Annotated in this window: 13 protein-coding genes; 8 read left to right on the forward strand and 5 right to left on the reverse strand. The window is 49.7% G+C overall.

Annotation, left to right across the window (positions count from 1 at the left end; genetic code table 11):
* Nucleotides 1-7: 7 nt before the first annotated feature.
* Nucleotides 8-1126, reverse strand: coding sequence for an acyl transferase (locus L0Y31_RS04455; RefSeq protein ID WP_234735933.1), 1119 nt, complete (start codon nucleotides 1124-1126; stop codon nucleotides 8-10).
* 46 nt (nucleotides 1127-1172) lie between these two features.
* Between L0Y31_RS04455 and L0Y31_RS04460 the strand changes: the two genes are divergently transcribed.
* Nucleotides 1173-1709 (forward strand): hypothetical protein, encoded by a 537-nt coding sequence (locus L0Y31_RS04460; RefSeq protein ID WP_234735934.1) that lies wholly within the window; start codon nucleotides 1173-1175, stop codon nucleotides 1707-1709.
* Nucleotides 1710-1731: 22 nt separating this feature from the next.
* Here the strand turns inward: L0Y31_RS04460 and L0Y31_RS04465 are convergent, their stop codons facing one another.
* Entirely contained in the window at nucleotides 1732-3003 is a 1272-nt protein-coding gene (locus L0Y31_RS04465; protein WP_234735935.1) for a sensor histidine kinase, read from the reverse strand.
* Between the two features lie 320 nt (nucleotides 3004-3323).
* Between L0Y31_RS04465 and hemA the strand changes: the two genes are divergently transcribed.
* Nucleotides 3324-4646 (forward strand): glutamyl-tRNA reductase, encoded by a 1323-nt coding sequence (gene hemA, locus L0Y31_RS04470; RefSeq protein WP_234735936.1) that lies wholly within the window; start codon nucleotides 3324-3326, stop codon nucleotides 4644-4646.
* Nucleotides 4647-4704: 58 nt separating this feature from the next.
* On the opposite strand, the gene L0Y31_RS04475 is transcribed toward hemA, so the two are convergent.
* The 3 genes from L0Y31_RS04475 to L0Y31_RS04485 all read right to left on the reverse strand — a co-directional run bounded on the left by L0Y31_RS04475 (nucleotide 4705) and on the right by L0Y31_RS04485 (nucleotide 7863).
* Nucleotides 4705-5223: an acyl-CoA thioesterase gene (locus L0Y31_RS04475; RefSeq protein ID WP_234735937.1), complete on the reverse strand. Its 519-nt coding sequence runs from the start codon at nucleotides 5221-5223 to the stop codon at nucleotides 4705-4707.
* Between the two features lie 76 nt (nucleotides 5224-5299).
* Nucleotides 5300-6445: a hypothetical protein gene (locus L0Y31_RS04480; RefSeq protein ID WP_234735938.1), complete on the reverse strand. Its 1146-nt coding sequence runs from the start codon at nucleotides 6443-6445 to the stop codon at nucleotides 5300-5302.
* A 92-nt stretch (nucleotides 6446-6537) separates the two neighbouring features.
* On the reverse strand, nucleotides 6538-7863 hold the full coding sequence (locus L0Y31_RS04485; RefSeq protein ID WP_234735939.1) for an APC family permease: 1326 nt from the start codon (nucleotides 7861-7863) through the stop codon (nucleotides 6538-6540).
* A gap of 64 nt (nucleotides 7864-7927) precedes the next feature.
* On the opposite strand from L0Y31_RS04485, the gene crcB reads away from it, so the two are divergent.
* The 6 genes from crcB to L0Y31_RS04515 all read left to right on the forward strand — a co-directional run bounded on the left by crcB (nucleotide 7928) and on the right by L0Y31_RS04515 (nucleotide 17750).
* On the forward strand, nucleotides 7928-8320 hold the full coding sequence (crcB, locus tag L0Y31_RS04490) for a fluoride efflux transporter CrcB (RefSeq protein WP_234735940.1): 393 nt from the start codon (nucleotides 7928-7930) through the stop codon (nucleotides 8318-8320).
* A complete protein-coding gene (locus L0Y31_RS04495; protein WP_234735941.1) occupies nucleotides 8317-9813 on the forward strand; it encodes a M14 family metallopeptidase in 1497 nt (498 codons plus the stop codon). Before crcB ends, L0Y31_RS04495 begins: the two co-directional genes overlap by 4 nt.
* 127 nt (nucleotides 9814-9940) lie before the next feature.
* Entirely contained in the window at nucleotides 9941-11923 is a 1983-nt protein-coding gene (locus L0Y31_RS04500; RefSeq protein ID WP_234735942.1) for a CHU_0125 family OmpA-like outer membrane integrity protein, read from the forward strand.
* A gap of 408 nt (nucleotides 11924-12331) precedes the next feature.
* The gene (locus L0Y31_RS04505) at nucleotides 12332-15487 is read left to right on the forward strand and encodes a SusC/RagA family TonB-linked outer membrane protein (protein ID WP_234735943.1); all 3156 of its coding nucleotides are present in this window, start codon (nucleotides 12332-12334) and stop codon (nucleotides 15485-15487) included.
* A gap of 25 nt (nucleotides 15488-15512) precedes the next feature.
* Complete coding sequence (locus tag L0Y31_RS04510; protein ID WP_234735944.1) at nucleotides 15513-17153, forward strand: SusD/RagB family nutrient-binding outer membrane lipoprotein; 1641 nt, start codon at nucleotides 15513-15515, stop codon at nucleotides 17151-17153.
* Nucleotides 17154-17168: 15 nt separating this feature from the next.
* On the forward strand, nucleotides 17169-17750 hold the full coding sequence (locus L0Y31_RS04515; RefSeq protein WP_234735945.1) for a hypothetical protein: 582 nt from the start codon (nucleotides 17169-17171) through the stop codon (nucleotides 17748-17750).
* Nucleotides 17751-17813: the final 63 nt, after the last annotated feature.

Consider the following 17813-nt stretch of genomic DNA (forward strand, 5'->3'; position numbering starts at 1 on the left):
AGATCTGTTATAGCGCCATTAAATTACAACCCCGAATATCAGAATTATCGAAGCGGCCAATGACCCGAAAGGCATCGGCCGTTTCGTTTTCATACTGCCCTAAGTCCTGCGTTTCAATAAAACTGCACGAATCCAGGTTAGCCAGGTCAATGACATTGATGCCTCCCGTTTGCCGTCCGTCGGCTTGCCGGGGTAGGCTGTAAAAAGGATCATTCACATCCCGAAGCAGCACCCGAAGCGTCGGTGAAGCCTGAAAAATGCCCCCTCCGCTCGAATAAGCTTGCGAAAGTAATTCCGTCATGCCATATTCGGAATGGATAGCCGATATGCCCAATCGCTGGGTCAGAATGTGGTGTACTTCCTCACGGAGCAACTCACGGCGACGGCCTTTCATTCCGCCAGTTTCCATAACAATCAGGTCTGGCAACTTTTGTAGAAACGTAAAATCGGTCGCTGATTCGGCCCAATCGAGCAAGGCAAACGTAACGCCGATTAACAAAATGGGTCGACCATCGGGCTGTTCCGCCAAATTTTGTAATACAGCAGTTAGTTCATCCGTATTTTGTAAGAAAAACCCGGATTTTTGAGAATCGGACTTTTCAATAAACCGCTGAACCATATACACCAATGACGAGTTATTTCGTTCAAGGTAGGAGGGCAGTAAGGCCAGGATGTGAAAGCGATCGAGGGGGCCATACTGTGCCTCAAAAATGCGTTGACTGATTTCATTGTAAAGATCAGGATCAGGCACTAAGTGGTGACTGGTCGGTACTTGATCCGAGGTAGCTTCGGTTGCCTGCGCCCGGGCCGTCGTTCTACCCGTTGTTCCACTGCTTGCAAAAATAAGCGGCTCAGGCAACGGTTCGTCGCTAAAACGGGTCACTACAGTATGCTGCTTGAAAAAGCCAATTGGCATAAAGGGAATGCGGTCGAGCGCGTTTATTTGCTCTGGTTGCACACCGAGGTGACCCAGATAGGCCCGGTATACCGGATTCCAGACAGCCTGATACCGGAAAATATCCAGTGCCAGAGGCTCAAACTCTGCTGCGTTGACCGCCAGGATGCGTTGCCGCAGCGATTGCCGAAGAATACGCAGGGATTTTAGTATAGAAACGGGCTTACTCATTAAGCCAAAAAAGAAAAAAGATTACTGACAATAGTTTACTAACACCATGTCGAAGCGATTTATTCCTCTCGGACTTCTTTTTTTCGCACTATCATTCGTGGTCGGTAGCTGCATCGACGCTCCTGATTTCGATTTCACGCCTGAGATTTCCAATCCTACTGTTAACTCCTATCAAACAGTGGATCTCCTGGGCAACCCAAATGTTGACTCGGTTGTCTTGTCGATTCGCTTCCGTGACGGAGATGGCGATTTAGGTGTGGCAGCGAATGAACGAGCAGATACCGTTGAAAAATACAAAGAATGGGGCAATTACCAGCTCACTATGCTTCGCCGCATGCCCAATGGGCAATTTCAGGAAGTACCATCGCTGATCAACCAACGGCTTTTTTTCTTCCCATTGAAAAGTGACAACAAAGCTGGACCGCTTGAAGGAACGCTTGACTTCTCGCAAGCCTTTTTCGCCACAGGTTTCTTTGAAAAAGCTGTCGTAAAATTTCGTATCCGTATTCGCGACCGTGCCTTGCGTGTCAGTAACGCTGTGGAGACAGATACGCTTACGATAAATCTTCCTAAGCCCTTCTGATAAACTTTCTCAAATAAGCTATTTATGCCTGCTGCTCCAGGCTTTCCTGCGGCTGTTGGCGGATCATTTCGCTTTCCTGAAGCACAATCCGGAAAGTGGTTCCTTTGCCTATTTCAGAGCTTTTAACGAAGAGTCGACCATCGTGGTATTCTTCGATAATTCGCTTCGCCAAGGTTAGTCCAAGACCCCAGCCGCGCTTTTTTGTACTGTAACCGGGCGTAAAAACTTTTTGCAGATTAGCCTTACTGATTCCTTTTCCCGTGTCCGTGATGTCGATGGCAATTTCGCGGCGGGCACGACTGGTTTTTTCGCCGGGCATATTACGCCGTACCACTGGATGTAGCTTAATGGTCAGGCTACCGATCCCACCCATGGCATCGACCGCATTTTTGCTGACATTTTCAATTACCCACTCAAAAAGAAGCTTGTTAATGTGTACTTGTTTCCCCGGAGGAAGCTGGTTATCAATGCTCATTTTCACTTTGGTGGAGATCCGGGGCTGAAGGTAACTGATGAAGTTTGCCACGGTTTCGTGCACATCCTCGTCCCGCAACGTCGGAATAGAGCCGATGCTGGAGAAGCGGGCCGCAATGGTTTCCAGGCGTTTTACATCCTTTTCAATCTCATCCGCTATCGACTCATCAACGGCGGGATCGGAGCGGAAATATTCCACCCAGGCCATCAGCGACGACAGTGGGGTTCCCAACTGGTGCGCCGTTTCTTTGGCCAATCCCACCCAGACACGGTTTTGCTCCGCCCGCCGCGCAGAACTAAACGCCAGGTAAGCCAGAAAACCCAGCACCACCATAACCGTTAGCATTACATAGGGAAAGAACCGTAATTGGGTTAATAACAACGAGTTACTGTAATAGATAAAGCCCGTTTCATCCTTCCCGATTTCGACCTCAACGGGCGGATGCTCTTCCTTCATTTCGGCCAGCTTTTCCTGCAAAATCTCCTGTTTCTCTTCCGGGGTAGCATCCGCCGGGAAGTTGATATTCACCGGATAAGCCGGCTCTCCATTTTCATCTACGTAAATCGCTGAAATCTCGCTGTTCGCATTCACAAAAATGATTTCCTGCGCCACGAAATTAATGTCCTCATTATAATCTGTTTTCTGAACATAGGTCATCGCTTTGGCATACAGCCTGACGTAGCTTTCTTCCCGATCTTCCAGCTTTTTGATCAATCGGTTCGTATAAAGCAGGGAGGCCGTCCCGACCAGCAATAAGTTCAGGGCCACAATAATTTTCAGCGTGTTCCGCTGTCCATAAATATCAAATGACTTGAGCATGGGTTTTTAGTAACCGGTTATGTCACCGCGCCGCTTTACCGGCTTTTCTGCAATTGAAATTTATCATTTTACCAACTGACAACGGTCATGTAAACAGCCCGTTCAGCGACTTATATTTACAACGTTTTCCCTGATAACGCACTATTTTTTAATTTAATGCATCCCGTCAAATTAGGGAACAAATTTGAGCAATAAATTGTACAGAATCAGGAAATAAGCAGTTCAGTTTATATTAATTCTAAATAAACTGATTCTTCGTAGTTGGTGTTTATTCATTGAAGTTTCTACATTAATTTTGTGGATAGTTTTTAGTAGCAGATATGTACGATTCCTTTCAATCAATTAGTTTATCGCATAAAACAGCTCCGCTGGCTGTTCGGGAGCTAATTGCATTAAACGAAGACGAGGCCAAACAGTTTATGATCAAGCTCCGCGATGTTTTCAGCGTATCGGAGTTGCTTGTTATTTCTACCTGTAACCGCACGGAAGTTTACTACACGTCCGCTCAAAGCCTCAATGCGGAGATTGCACGCTTGTTGCTGATTGAAAAGGGACTTACTGCTACTGACGAATACCTTCCTTACTTCCAGTTTTTCGATTCGGCGGATGGCGCGGTTCGCCATTTGTTCGAAGTTTGTACGGGTTTGCACTCGCAGGTAGTTGGCGACATGCAGATTCCCAACCAGGTGAAACACGCCTACCAGTGGTCGGCAGACCTCGACATGGCCGGGCCGTTTTTACACCGCTTGATGCACACGATTTTCTTTACGAACAAACGCGTTGCTCAAGAGACAAACTTCCGCGACGGGGCCGCTTCGGTTTCATACGCTGCCGTTGAACTCATTGAAGAATTACTGGGCGAGAATGCGTGTCCCCGCCAGGCCGCCCCTGCTCCCGCCATCCTCGTGGTTGGTTTGGGAGAGATCGGGACAGATGTGGTTAAAAACCTGGCTTCCCGGGCTGGTGACAACCGCAACTTTAAAAACATTACACTCTGCAACAGAACCCGTACAAAAGCAGACGCTTTAGCCCAGGAAAATGGGTTCCGAGTGGTTGATTTCGACAACCTGGCCGAAGAAGTTCGCCAGGCCGATGTGATTATCTCCTCGGTAACCATGAACGAGCCGCTGTTTACGCCCGAACGGTTAACCGGACTGACGTCACTGACCTACAAATACTTTATCGATCTTTCGGTACCGCGCAGCGTTGATGCATCCGTAGAACAGATTCCGGGCGTGTTGCTTTACAACATCGATCACATCCGCAACCGCGCTGATGAAGCGCTGAATCGTCGTCTGGCGGCTATCCCTCATGTCGAAGCGGTTATCAGCCAGTCAATTGTTGAGTTTAACGACTGGTCGCGGGAAATGATTGTTTCTCCGACAATCAACAAATTCAAAAACGCGCTGGAGCAGATCCGGAAGGAAGAAATCTCCCGTCATTTAAAGCATCTGACCGAAGAAGAATCGGAGAAGATTGACAAAATCACGCGGAGTATCATGCAGAAGATCATCAAATTCCCTGTTTTGCAGCTGAAAGCAGCCTGTAAGCGTGGGGAAGCCGATACGCTGATCGATACGCTGACGGATTTGTTCGATCTGGAAAAACAACCCAACGAATCGTCGTCGCATCACTCCTATTAATTTGTTAAGAAAAGTGGCAAAGTAACCCAAAGCTTACCCTGCCACTTTGGACATACGTCTATTCCATCGCGAACAGCTTTCGCAGTTCTGTAGCGTCCTGAGGCTTCATGCGCCCAGCCAGGACCAGACGAAGCTGCCGACGGCGCAAGGCGCTCGTATACAATTCCTTTTCTTCTTCTGTTTCGGCAGTCAGCGCGGGAACTTCAATGGGCCGACCGTTCTGATCAACTGCTACAAACGTATAAAAAGCCTGGTTGGTACTGACGCGGGTTCCGGCGGGAATGTCTTCCGCCCACACATCGATTTTCACTTCCATTGACGAGTTGAACGCGCGGGTTACTTTGGCCTGCATTGTTACGATATTGCCCAACTTAATCGGTTCCGAAAAGGAAACGTTATCGACCGATGCGGTTACAACAATGCGATTAGAATGCTTCTGAGCACAGATAGCGGCGGCAATATCCATCCAGTGCAGCAACCGCCCTCCCATCAGGTTGTTGAGTGTATTGGTATCATTCGGGAGTACCATTTCTGTCATTGTCGTTAGCGACTCCCGGGCATATTTGGGTTGTGGCATGCTTCGTTTGTTGGTTGAATGAGTGTGGCAAAGATAAAGTGCCTGCACTACAAAATGACTTTTATAGAGTAACTGCCTAAATCGCCATGTGGCGGGAATCCAGGTGATGTTTTTCCAGAGTGGCCTTTAGTTCGGTCGCTTGTTTCAGGAAGCTTTTCCCATCTGAAGCATCGTAATCATTTTTAATTAATCCATCGGCAGCCTCCGCAGCTTTCCCGGGCTGGTCGAGGTAGAGGTAAAGCACAGCGAGGTTGTAATAGGCTGAATAACGCATTTTGGCCTCTCGCTTGTCACTGCCCGTATATTTTGTTTTTAGCTCTTGAAAATATGCCAGGAGCGGCTGGAGATTTTGAGTTAACACCTCTAACGACTGTGTGGCTTGCATGCTGCGCATCAGCTCTTTCACGGCTTTAATGGCTTCCTGCTGCACCTCGTATTCAGGATGGGTTTTCGAGTCCAGAATCCACAAAAAATCCCGAGATTGCACCGGCACATACCCATAATAAGTATTGACGCTGTTGTTTACCGTTTGAAGGCCATCGTTAACGTATTTGGTAATCAACTCTGCCCGGATGGATTGCTGGTTCTGATCCAGGTACCGGCTCGCGTCAGCGGGATTTGTGTACTCGCGGGTGGTATACGTTAGCTCATACGGGAAGGTATAGCTGGCCATCAGATTCTGGCTAAAAGGCGCCTCGTTAGCAGCAATGACGTTTTGCAGAAAGCGGTTGGGTTTAGCTTCCTTCTTTTCGGCGGTTTTCTGAGTAATGGCTTCGCCTGTTTTGGGACCGTAGATTTTGTAACCGCCGCTGATGCTGTAGCGCACCAGAATTGAATAATACGTAGTCTTGCTTACCTGCCCATTCTTCTGTTTTTTCTCTTCGACGCGGGTTCTGGGCTCGCTTTTTTCAAAACGTAATTCGCCGAGATTGATCTGAACGCCAACCGTTGGCGCCGACTCAACGCGTTGAAAACCAAAAACATTTATTCGGTCATAGATTGCACTTTCCGAAAAAGCAGCCCTGATCGACGGCGCCGCATTCACGTGAACTCCAAACGTGCGGTAGCTTGGTTCTACGTATTCTTTGGGCAACGCAAGGTAACTAACATCAAAGTAAAAGCGGTCAAGATCTACTTTCTGGGCTTCGCTTCTGGACGTACCCAACGTCAAAGACAGTAACCAGTAAAGAAAAAGAGAAGACAGAAGGTTAACGGGTTTCATTTGGTTTCAGTCGCAAAATTCCCGCGAAAATATAAATAACCATCTATTTTATGGCACTAGTTTTTCTTAAGCGGCAATCGGGGGAATTCGCTCTAATTCAGTTTTTTAACCAAAAGATAGGCTGGATAACTCAGGATTAAAAAGCCAACGGCGTAGGAACTACTAAACGGGTCGCCAATGATCACGCCCACCAGAAAAGCCAGCGAAGCAACCAGCATGGCCCAGGTAATATAGGGATACCCCCAAGCCCGGAAAGGACGCGGTAACGCTGGTTCTGTGTGTCGCAAACGGATGAGCGAGGCAAAACCTGATGCGTAGCAAAGCACAAAAAAGAACGAAGCAATATCAGATAACTTGCCGTACGTGCCGGTCAGAATCATTATAGCACATATACTGGCTGTCAATAACATAGCGGCTCCAGGCGTCCCTCCTTTGTTGACCGTAGCAAAAGCTTTATGAAATAACCCGTCCCGGCTCATGGCAAAAAGGACGCGCGGATTGAACATAATCTGCGCATTGATGATCCCCATAATGGAAATCATAAGCAGAAATGTTACCGCCTTGGCGCTGGCGGGTCCGTAAATGCGCTGAATGGCGTCAGCAGCCGGTAGTTTGGACGCCGCCAGCTCGTTCATGGGCAGCACGTGGAAAAGTGCTAGATTCACCAATAAATAGATGGTTACAATTAGTAAAACGCCACCCATCATGGAACGAGGTAGGTTTCGGCTTGGATTAACGTCTTCTTCCGTGAAATACGCCGCCGTATGCCAGCCGTCATAGGTATAAAACACCGACTGCAAAGCGCCCAGCAACGCTACGATCAAGGTGCCCTGAACGGGCAATTTATTCGTTGTGGAGAAATCGAGCGGCTCATTGGGTGTATAGGCATAACAAACGGCGACAAAAGCCAGTAAGCCCACCGCTTTGACGAAACTCATTACCTCCTGGGCTTTGCTCGCCAGCCGAACACCTACCCAGTGAAACGCGACAAAAGCCACCAGAATCAAAATAGCAATCAACTGGATATAGGGCGTCCAGGCAGGAACCAGTAACGCACAGTATTCGCCCATGACAGAAGCCCCAAACGCCATCGCCGAAATGCTGCCGAACCAACTGGCGATGCCAATCAGAAAGCCCGCAAAATCGCCGAAAGCCCGTCGCGAAAACACATACCAGGCTCCCGCCTTGGGAATCATGGTGCCTAATTCAATGACCGAAAGCGACCCCAGCAAGGCATAAATCCCAACCACAACCCAAACAAGCAGAATCAGCCAGGGATCGCCCAGTTCCTGCGCAATGCTGCCGGGACGGCGGAGAATCCCGGTGCCAATGGTGCCGCCAATGGTAACGGCAATACCAAAGCCAACGCCTAGCAGGCGCAAAAGATCGGCAGAACGCTTCGATTCGGTAGGTGTCATGGAACGAAAGTACCTTTTTTCGTCAAAAATCGGTTAATTTTACGACCTGATTCGGTGTAAAAGTATGAACAACCCGTTCTGGCTGGTATTTATAGGCGGTGGTTTAGGCAGCGTAGCCCGCTACGGTGTTGGGCGTTATCTTCAACCGCTTTACCCTGCCTCATTTCCGGCGGGAACGTTGATTGTCAACGTAGTTGCCAGCCTAGTTCTAGGCCTGCTGATGGGTTGGCTGGCTGTTCGTTATGCAGAACGCGATTCCTACCGGCTTCTCATCGGCGTGGGCTTTTGCGGGGGTCTGAGTACATTTTCCACGTTCAGCGCCGATACGCTGTTGCTGCTTCAGCAGGGGCGTTTAGGAACAGCGCTGGGGAATATTCTGATTAATGTTAGCTTCTGCCTCACTGCGTCCTGGGTTGGGTTTTACCTGGGTCTGAATCGCCTAAAAGACCTGTTATGATTTTTTTGCCACCATTGCGCCGCCAATCCGGCTTTGTATTCATCTTTGCATTTTTTGCGGTTAATTTTACCTTGCCCATGACGCCCGCTTTTGCCCAAACTATAGCTCAGCAACTATTCGCAACGCACGAAACGTATCGGGAAGACAGTTTGCACCATCGCCGATTCAAGCAGAAGGACATTCTGCCTCTGATTGAAAACCTGAAGACGGACAGTCGTTTTGAGGTTACCCAGGTGGGCGAATCGGTGGAAAAACGGCCTATTCAGTTAATCAAAGTGGGCAATGGGCCGCGCAAGGTGCTGCTCTGGTCGCAGATGCACGGCGATGAACCTACAGCCACGATGGCGCTTTTTGATCTGTTCAACTGGCTCCGAAAAAGTGACGAGTTTGATAGCCTGCGGCAGCAAATCCTGGCCGAAACGACGCTCTATTTTGTGCCCATGCTCAACCCCGACGGCACCGAGCGTTACAAGCGGCGCAATGCGTTGGACATCGATTTGAACCGCGACGCCCTGCGGCTGCAATCGCCCGAATCGCGCATCCTGAAAAATTTACAGCAAACGCTCAAGCCCTATTTTGGCTTTAACCTCCACGACCAGAACACCCGCTACAGCGCAGGCCCTACGTCCAAGCAGGCGACCATTTCCTTTCTGGCAACGGCTTACGACGAAGCGCGTAACATCAACCCTGTTCGCGAGCGGTCGATGCAGTTGATTGTGAGCATGAACCGGGTGTTGCAGGAGTTCATTCCGGGCGGCGTCGGGCGTTTTTCCGATGAATTTGAACCGAGAGCTTTCGGCGATAATATTCAGAAATGGGGCACAACGCTGGTTTTGATCGAATCGGGAGGTTATCCCAACGACCCGGAAAAGCAATTTATCCGCAAGCTGAATTACGTGTCCATTATAACGGCTCTGCAAACCATTGCGACAGACGCCTACCAGACCGAATCCCGCTTGGATTACAATACGATTCCCGAGAATGAGCGGTATTTGTTCGACGTGCTGATTCGCAACGCGCAAATTGTCCGCAACGGCAAAACGTATAAAATGGATATTGGGATCAATCACAACGAAATCAATACCAACGGTGCAAGGTCTTTCGCTTACCGCAGCAGCATTGAAGACCTTGGTGATTTATCCACCTTTTTTGGCATTAAAGAAATTGATGCCGAAGGGCTTACGCTTGTTCCCGGCCACGTTTATTCCGACAAGCTGGCTTCGGTTTCGGACCTGAAAAAACTCAATCTGGACTCGCTCTTGCAGCAGGGCGTAACGACCTTTCGGCTGGCTAAACCAACGCGGGTTTCTTCCGTTCAGGCGCCGGTTCATTTGCTACAGCCCAACAGTTCACCGGCCAAATGGATTCAGACAGGCCAGACGGGTTCGTTCCTGCTTCGGCGGGGTAATAAGCTGCTTTACACCTTTGTCAATGGCTTCTGGTATGATGTGGAAAAAGGCGATAATCAGTTAACAAACGGCGTTATTGAATGAAAAAGGTGCGTACTCCAGGTTTGCGAAACATTCTTCAATAAAATAAACTTATTATCGTTAAAATATAGACCCCAGCCGGATTTTAGTAACTTGGCGGGGAGTGTATGCATTTCCTTCTCCAAACCATATGAGAATCAGTACGAATTATTGGCTGCTAACGGCATTGAGTCTTGCCGTTGGATTGGCCGGTTGCAATTCTGCCATGCAGGCCTACAAAACAGGCGTTCGTCAATATGAACAGGGCGAATATGACCTGGCTCTTAAAAGTTTTCAGAAGGCAGCCGACGGCAAAGGCGTTACCGACCAGGGACGGTTGAATTATTACATGGCCGAGTCCTACCGCCTTTCCAATCGTTTTCAGCAAGCGGCTCCTTTTTACCAGAAAGCCCTTGATGCCGGCACCATCGATGCCGAGGGACGCATGTATTATGCCTACGCGCTCAAAGCCGGTGGCCGCTACGCCGAATCGCTGGACCAGCTCAATCAGTATGTTCAGAGTAAGCCAACGAACAAAGTCAACGCCGAGAAAGCCCAGCGCGAGCTAAACACCCTGCGAGCTATCGACATTCTATCGAAAAAGCAAAATACCATTCAGATCAAGAATGTGGCGGCTCTAAACTCACCGGGGTCAGAATATGCTCCTGTCGTACGGGGCGATGAACTGATCTTTACGGCTTCCCGAAAAGAAAAAATTTATAAAAACAACGGCCTGCCCATGACGGGCCTTTATAAATCCAAAATTGGCCAGACGCCTGATGAGACCGGGAATAATGCGCAGCTACTAAGTTCAAATGTTTTTGCAGCAGATGCCAACGAGGGAACAGCGGCTTTCTCTAAAGATGGTAAAACCATGATCTTTGCGCGCGGGAACAACGGTAAGCGCAAAGGAGGACAGGATGTCGATCTCTTTATCAGCCGTTTTGGTGAAGGTGGCTGGTCGGAAGCCCGGCGAATTGGCATCAGTGACTCAACGGCCTGGGATGGCTGCCCTGCTTTTTCTGCCGACGGACGGACGCTTTATTTCGCTTCCAACCGCGCGGGCGGTGTGGGTGGTATCGATATTTACCGCACCAACATGGATGCTTCTGGGCGTTTTAGCCGTCCGGTGAATATGGGTCGTGACATCAATACGCCGGGCGACGATATGTTCCCGTACGTAGGTCCCGACTCGCGGCTTTATTTTGCATCGGATGGCCACCCGGGTCTCGGCAAGCTGGATTTGTTCGTGGCAACTCGTTCACAGGGTGTGATTACGGTCGAAAACATGGGCCAGCCTTATAATTCCCCAATGGATGATTTCGGTTTATTTATGACCGAAGAAGGCAAAGGTTATTTTGCCTCCAACCGGGAGGGCGGCAAAGGTGATGACGATATTTATGCCTTCGATGCGACAACACCAACCGACACGCCGATTGCAGAGAATCCACCGGCAGGAGCGCCGAAAATTGTCCGGTACTTCCTGGCTGGTTTTGTAGGCGATAAAAATGCCGATCAGGCACCGCTGGATTCAGCCAAAGTGAGCATTATTGACGAGTCAACGAGCCAGCCAATTGGTTCAGGCGTTACCCAGAAGCCTGGAACCTTCGGGAAGTACCCGTTGCAGGAAGGAAAAGAATACACCATTCTGGTTGAGCGCCCCGGTTACCTGACCAAGCGCGAGCCGTTTACGATGCAGGGTCGAAGCATCCCGCAGATTTTCCTGACCAAGGCCGAAACGGATACCACTTACAACGCCATCATCCTGCTGGATAAAGTGGAGCTGAATAAGACGTTCGTACTCGAAAACATTTATTACGACCTTGACAAATTCAACATCCGTCCTGATGCTGCCGAGGAACTCGATAAGCTGGTAACGATTCTGAAGGACAACCCGACCCTGAAGATCGAGCTTAGCTCCCACACGGACGTGCGCTCTTCGGACGCTTATAACGACCGTCTTTCGCAAAACCGGGCTCAGTCGGCTGTTGATTACATCGTTTCCAAAGGAATCGAAGCTGATCGAATGGTCGCGAAGGGCTACGGTGAACGCCAGCTTGTGGTTAAAAATGCCAAGACGGAAGAAGAGCACCAGCGTAACCGTCGAACCGAATTCAAGATTTTGGGTTACTAACGAAAAATACTCAAAGCTGCTCAACTACTTAGTTTTTGACTTGGCTTCTAAATGAGTAATAAAGCGTAGTAAATCAATCAGAAAGTAACTACTATCTTCTAATACTAGAGCCGTTCTGGAGCTTTTGCTTCTGGGACGGCTTTTTTATTTGTAACTAATTGATTCATGGACGCTTACTGATTATTAAAATATTTTATAGAACGATTCCTGCTTCATTATCCTACTAAATAACTAAAATGATAAAGCATCTAACAATTATACTAATTTAGAATTATATATGCCATTTTAACTATCTCGCAGATTAATATTTTACTTACATCAATATTTATAAAATATTTGCATTGTATAATCCAATAATTAGATTTGTGCCGATGATCATCACTTCTCAACCTAAACTAAATCGTTCTAATGAAGAAAATTCTATTATTGAGCGCCCTCCTGGTCTGCTCGAGTTGGCTTATTGCCTTTGCTCAGGATAGGAGAATTACCGGTAAGGTGACTTCCTCCGAAGACGGAGGCGCCCTACCCGGCGTGACCGTTGTCATCAAGGGATCTTCCGTCGGAACAAACACCGATTCCGACGGCACTTACTCCTTAAATGTCCCCGGCAACTCGGCTACGTTGGTTTTTAGCTTTGTCGGCAGCATTACGCAGGAAGTCGCTGTCGGCACCCGTTCTACCCTTGACATTAGCCTGGTTTCGGACACCAAAAACCTCCAGGAAGTCGTTGTCACGGCCCAGGGAATTGCCCGCGAAAAGAAAGCGATTGGCTATGCGGTGTCGAACATCGACAAAAAACTAATCGAAGACCGTCCCCAAACCGACCTGGGCCGCGCGTTGCAAGGCAAAGTCCCCGGCGTGAACATCACCGCGACATCGGGTGTCTCAGGAACCGGCACCAATATCATTATCCGGGGTTATTCGTCCATCACTGGCTCAAACCAACCACTTTTTGTGGTCGATGGCGTGCCTTTCAACTCGGGTACGAACTCACGCGGTGGCTTTACGGGCGGTGGCCAGTCGGCATCCAGCCGTTTTCTGGACCTCGACCCCAATAACGTTGAAAACATCAGCGTCCTTAAGGGTTTGGCCGCAACCGTGTTGTACGGCGACCAGGGCCGCAACGGGGTAATTCTGGTAACAACCAAAAACGGCAACCAGAAAAACCGCCCCACAGAAATCACCCTCACCCAATCGGTGTTTACCAACAAGGCGCACCTTCCTACCTACACGGACAAATACGCGGGAGGCTACAACCAGGCGGTTGGTTTCTTCTTCAGCAACTGGGGGCCTTTGTTTAGCGAAGTGCCAGCGGGTTCGCAGCTTCATCCGTTTACGTACCTGACGGATGCTTCATTGAAAAACGCTTTTCCAGAGTTAGTGAATACGCCCTATAATTTTCGGCCTTATACCGACAACGTATCAAAATTCTTCCGCACTGGGATCATTTCCAATACGTCACTAAACGTGTCGGGTGGCGGCGAAAAAGTTAGCTATAATGCGTCAGTGGGTTACAATGGCGAACAAGGTTATCTGCCCGGTAATAGCCTGAAAAAGCTAAACCTAGGCTTGGGAATCAACGCGCAGGTCAGCAAGAAAGTCAGCGTTATTTCGTCATTTAATTACGCCAACACCGACCAAGTATCACCACCTTTGAACGCTGGTCAGGGCAATAACACGCTCGGTGGCTTTCCGTCGATTCTGGCTAATGTGATGTATACGCCAGTTAGCGTGGATTTGTGGGGCCTTCCTTTTGAGAGTCCGGTGGATAACCGCAGTGTTTATTTCCGCAGTGGAAACGACATTCCAAACCCGCGCTGGATGCTGAAATACTACAGCAACACGGGTAAAGTAAACCGGCTTTTCAGCTCCACTTCCGTACGGGCCGATCTGGCAAAAGACCTGACCCTCCTCTACCGCGTTGGTTTGGACACCTACACCGAAGCCCAGGAATACAAGTACAACAAAGGCGGGGTTGATTTCGTAAATGGCTGGTACAGCACAGCTGATGTTACGAACACCATCTGGAACCACGACATTATTTTATCGTACAACAAACCGGTCAACGACAAGCTGGCTTTCTCGGGGAAGCTGGGAGCCAACATGCGGAATGACCGCTTTGCGTCGGTGGTAACAACCAGTGAAAACCAGCTGGCGTTCGGCTTGATGCGCCATTCCAACTTCATCAACACAGCGGCGAACAACTCCACATCGGAGCAAACCCGGATGGGGATTTACGGGGAGTTAACGGCCGATATCAATAATTACCTGTTCTTAAACGTCGCGGGCCGCCATGACTGGACCTCAACTGTTGAGATACCGAACCGGACGATTTTCTACCCATCGGCCAGCGTTTCGTTTATTCCGACAACAGCCTTTCCCGGTCTGGAATCGCCTTTCATGAATACGCTGAAAATCAGAGCGGGCCTTGGCACATCTGCCGGTTTTCCCAATCCTTACAGCACCCGGAACGTCCTGAACCAAGTAGCGCGGGCGTTTGTGGACAATGCCGGAAATGTTTCGACCACGCACTCCGTCAGCGATTTTCTCGGCAACCCGAACCTGAAGCCGGAATTAATTACGGAGTACGAATTTGGTGCGGAAGCCAAGTTTTTCCAGAATAAAGTCGGCGTTGACCTGACCTTCTACCGCCGCGACACCCGCGACCTGATTACCTCAACGCCATTGGATCCGTCAACGGGTTACACGGCCACGACTATCAACATTGGGAAACTGCGCAATGATGGAATTGAACTGGCCATTACGGGTACGCCCATTTCTCGTTCGTCTTTTTCCTGGGATGTTAATTTCAACTTTACCCGCAACATTCCAACCGTGCTGGAATTGGGCGGTGGCCTTCAGGAAGTTGTGGTTGCCGGATTTACGAACCTGGGTAACTTCGCAATTCCGGGTAAGCCGTTCAACATCATCAAAGGAACTGCCGTTCGTCGCGACGAACAAGGCAACCCGATTGTGGGTAGCAACGGCTACCTGCTGGCCGATGCCACCATCAAGGAACTGGGCGACCCGAATCCAGCTTTTACAACGGGTCTGATCAACACGTTCAATTACAAGGGTTTCAGCCTTTCGTTTATGGTGGATTACCGCCACGGAGGCGTGTTGTATTCGACGACGGCAGGTGCGCTGTTGGGTCGCGGTTTGACGAAAGACACGGATTTCGACCGGGCACAAGGCTATATTTTCCCCGGAGTACAGCAGAATGGTGAGGCCAATTCGATTCAGATTACTGCGCCTAACGTCTTCTTCGACAACTATTATTTCTTCGTGGATGAAGGTCGGATTTTCGACGGTTCTACGGTACGTCTTCGCGAGGCTTCGCTTTCTTATTCCATTCCTAAAAATTTGATCAGTAAAACGCCGTTCAAGGGCATTTCGCTTTCGTTTACGGCTAACAACCTGTGGTACAAGGCCCTTCATTTTCCAAAATATCTCAATTTCGACACCGACAACCTGGGCTTAGGAGTTGGCAATGGCATGGGCTTTGAGTTCCTAACCGGTCCGAGTGCAAGACGCCTGGGAGGAACCTTAAAACTGACATTCTAGTCACAAATTTATTTGGGATAACATCATGATAAGAAAGATAAAAATACTCTTATTAGCAGGCTGCGGATTATTTGCCAGCTCCTGCGAACTGAATTTGCTCGATAACCCGAATGCCGTGACGGTTAGCAACACCAACGTTAACTTTTTGCTCAACCGCATTCAGCTCGATTATTCCAGCTTTTTCAACCAGACGTCTAACATCGGCATGCGCCTGACGCGGATGCTCAACCAGGGATCAGCGCTGTATGACAATGCCTATGCGCCATCAGGCACGGACGGGCTTTGGGGAACGTCTTATTCCAGCTTGCTGATTGATATTAAAACGCTGATTCCCCGCGCCGAAAGCTCAAACCTGTTTTTCCACGCCGGAATTTCCCGCGTTTTCCGAGGGTATGTTTTGGCCACGCTGGTTGATTATTACGGCAATATTCCCTGGTCGCAGGCTCTGAGCGCCGAAAACTTCAATCCGGGTCTAGATGAGGGGAAAACCATTTACGAAGTAGCCCTAAAAGATCTGGACGACGCCATCGCCGATTTTAACAAAACGTCTTCGGCAGTTCCTGCTGATTTCTTCTATCGGGGCAATAAAGACAACTGGATCAGAGCGGCTAAAACAATCAAGTTGAAGCTGCTGCTGACGCGCCGTCTGGCCGATCCGGGAGCCGCTGCCGCCATCAATGCCCTGATTGCCGAGAACCTGCTCATTCAGACAACGGCGCAAAACTTCACGTTCAAATTTGGTACAAACCTAACCAACCCCGACAGCCGTCACCCGCGTTACGGTGGTCAGTACTCGCCAACGGGCGGTGGTGACTACCAGGCGAATTTCTACATCGCGCAGCTGTATGCGGGCAAAGGAGCGCCGGACCCACGCCTGCGGCTGTACATGTACCGCCAGACGGTTACCAATACATCAAGCACCAATGAACTGAGCTGCATCAACAACCAGAAACCAGCGCATTACGCCACAGATATGGTTTTCTGCGTACCGACGCCCGTTGGTTACTGGGGTCGCGATCACCTCAGCAACGAGGGGATTCCACCAGATGGCTTGCGCCGGACGGCCTGGGGACTTTACCCGGCGGGTGGCCTTTACGACAATGACGCGGGCCTTCCGGTTTCGCAGGGGGCGGGGGCCGGTGGTGCCGGAATTCACCCGATTATGATGTCTTCGTTTGTTGATTTTATGCTGGCCGAATCGGCGCTGATTCTTAAAACAACGGGTACGCCTCGGACCCTGCTGGAAGCTGGCGTGCGGAAGTCAATGGCGGATGTACGTGCTTTCGCGCTGGCTTCGTCGCAGAGTGGCGCGATCGTTGCCTTTGAATCCCGAACAAACTACGTCTGGGCAACGGAAGTCGATAAATACGTCGCGAAGGTGCTGGCGCTTTACGACGCGGCGGCCACCGATGACGCCAAAATGGATGTGATTGCCCGGGAATACTGGCTGGCTTTGTATGGCAACGGCAACGAATCCTACAACATGTACCGCCGCACGGGTAAACCGACCAAGATGCAACCCGCCCTGGAAGCCAATCCGGGCAGCTTTGTTCGCTCGCTCTATTATCCGTCGTCGCTGGTGAACCGGAACTCGTCTGTTCCGCAGAAAAGCAACGTCACGGTTCCTGTATTTTGGGATACGAATCCGGCCACACTCACCAACTAAGCTCTGTATTTAACGATGAAACGATTCATAAAAAAATTTCTGGCCTTTAGTGTGCTGCTGGCTTTTGCGTCCTGCGAAACACAAATGATTGACAAAATTGATGTGTTCAAGCTGGAAACGGGTGCCTACATGCGTACCGTGGCTCCCTGGCCCCTTACCGCCGCCAATGGCATCACGTATAAGATCGCGACGCTGCCCGCTGCCCAGGTTGCCATGACCATCGAGGCCGTTGACCCGCAGCAGGGAGCTATGCTTGCTTCGTATGATCTGCAAGTGCGTTTTGTGGATAATACACCCGCGAACGGCAACAGCGCTAAAGCGTACGTTGATCTGCGCTCGATTCCTGCCGCTAGCTTTACCAAAGACGCTTCGGTATCGATGTATCCACGGACGCAGTTGGTTTTGACGGCTGCCGAACTGATGACAAAGCTCGGTCTGAAAGCGACGGACGTAGCCGCCAACGACTCCTTTGAAGTTCACGCGATCATGCGGTTAACCGATGGTCGGAGCTTTACCGACGCCAATTCAGGAAGCGAGATCAAGGGGGGTGCCTATTTTAAATCGCCGTTCTTCTACCGAATTACGCTGGCGAACTGAACAACCTCTGAATCAATTGAGCACCACAAAAAGGTTGCGTTGAAAGTAGTTACCGTCTATTTC

The organism is Tellurirhabdus bombi (genome assembly GCF_021484805.1).
Lineage (GTDB): Bacteria > Bacteroidota > Bacteroidia > Cytophagales > Spirosomataceae > Tellurirhabdus > Tellurirhabdus bombi.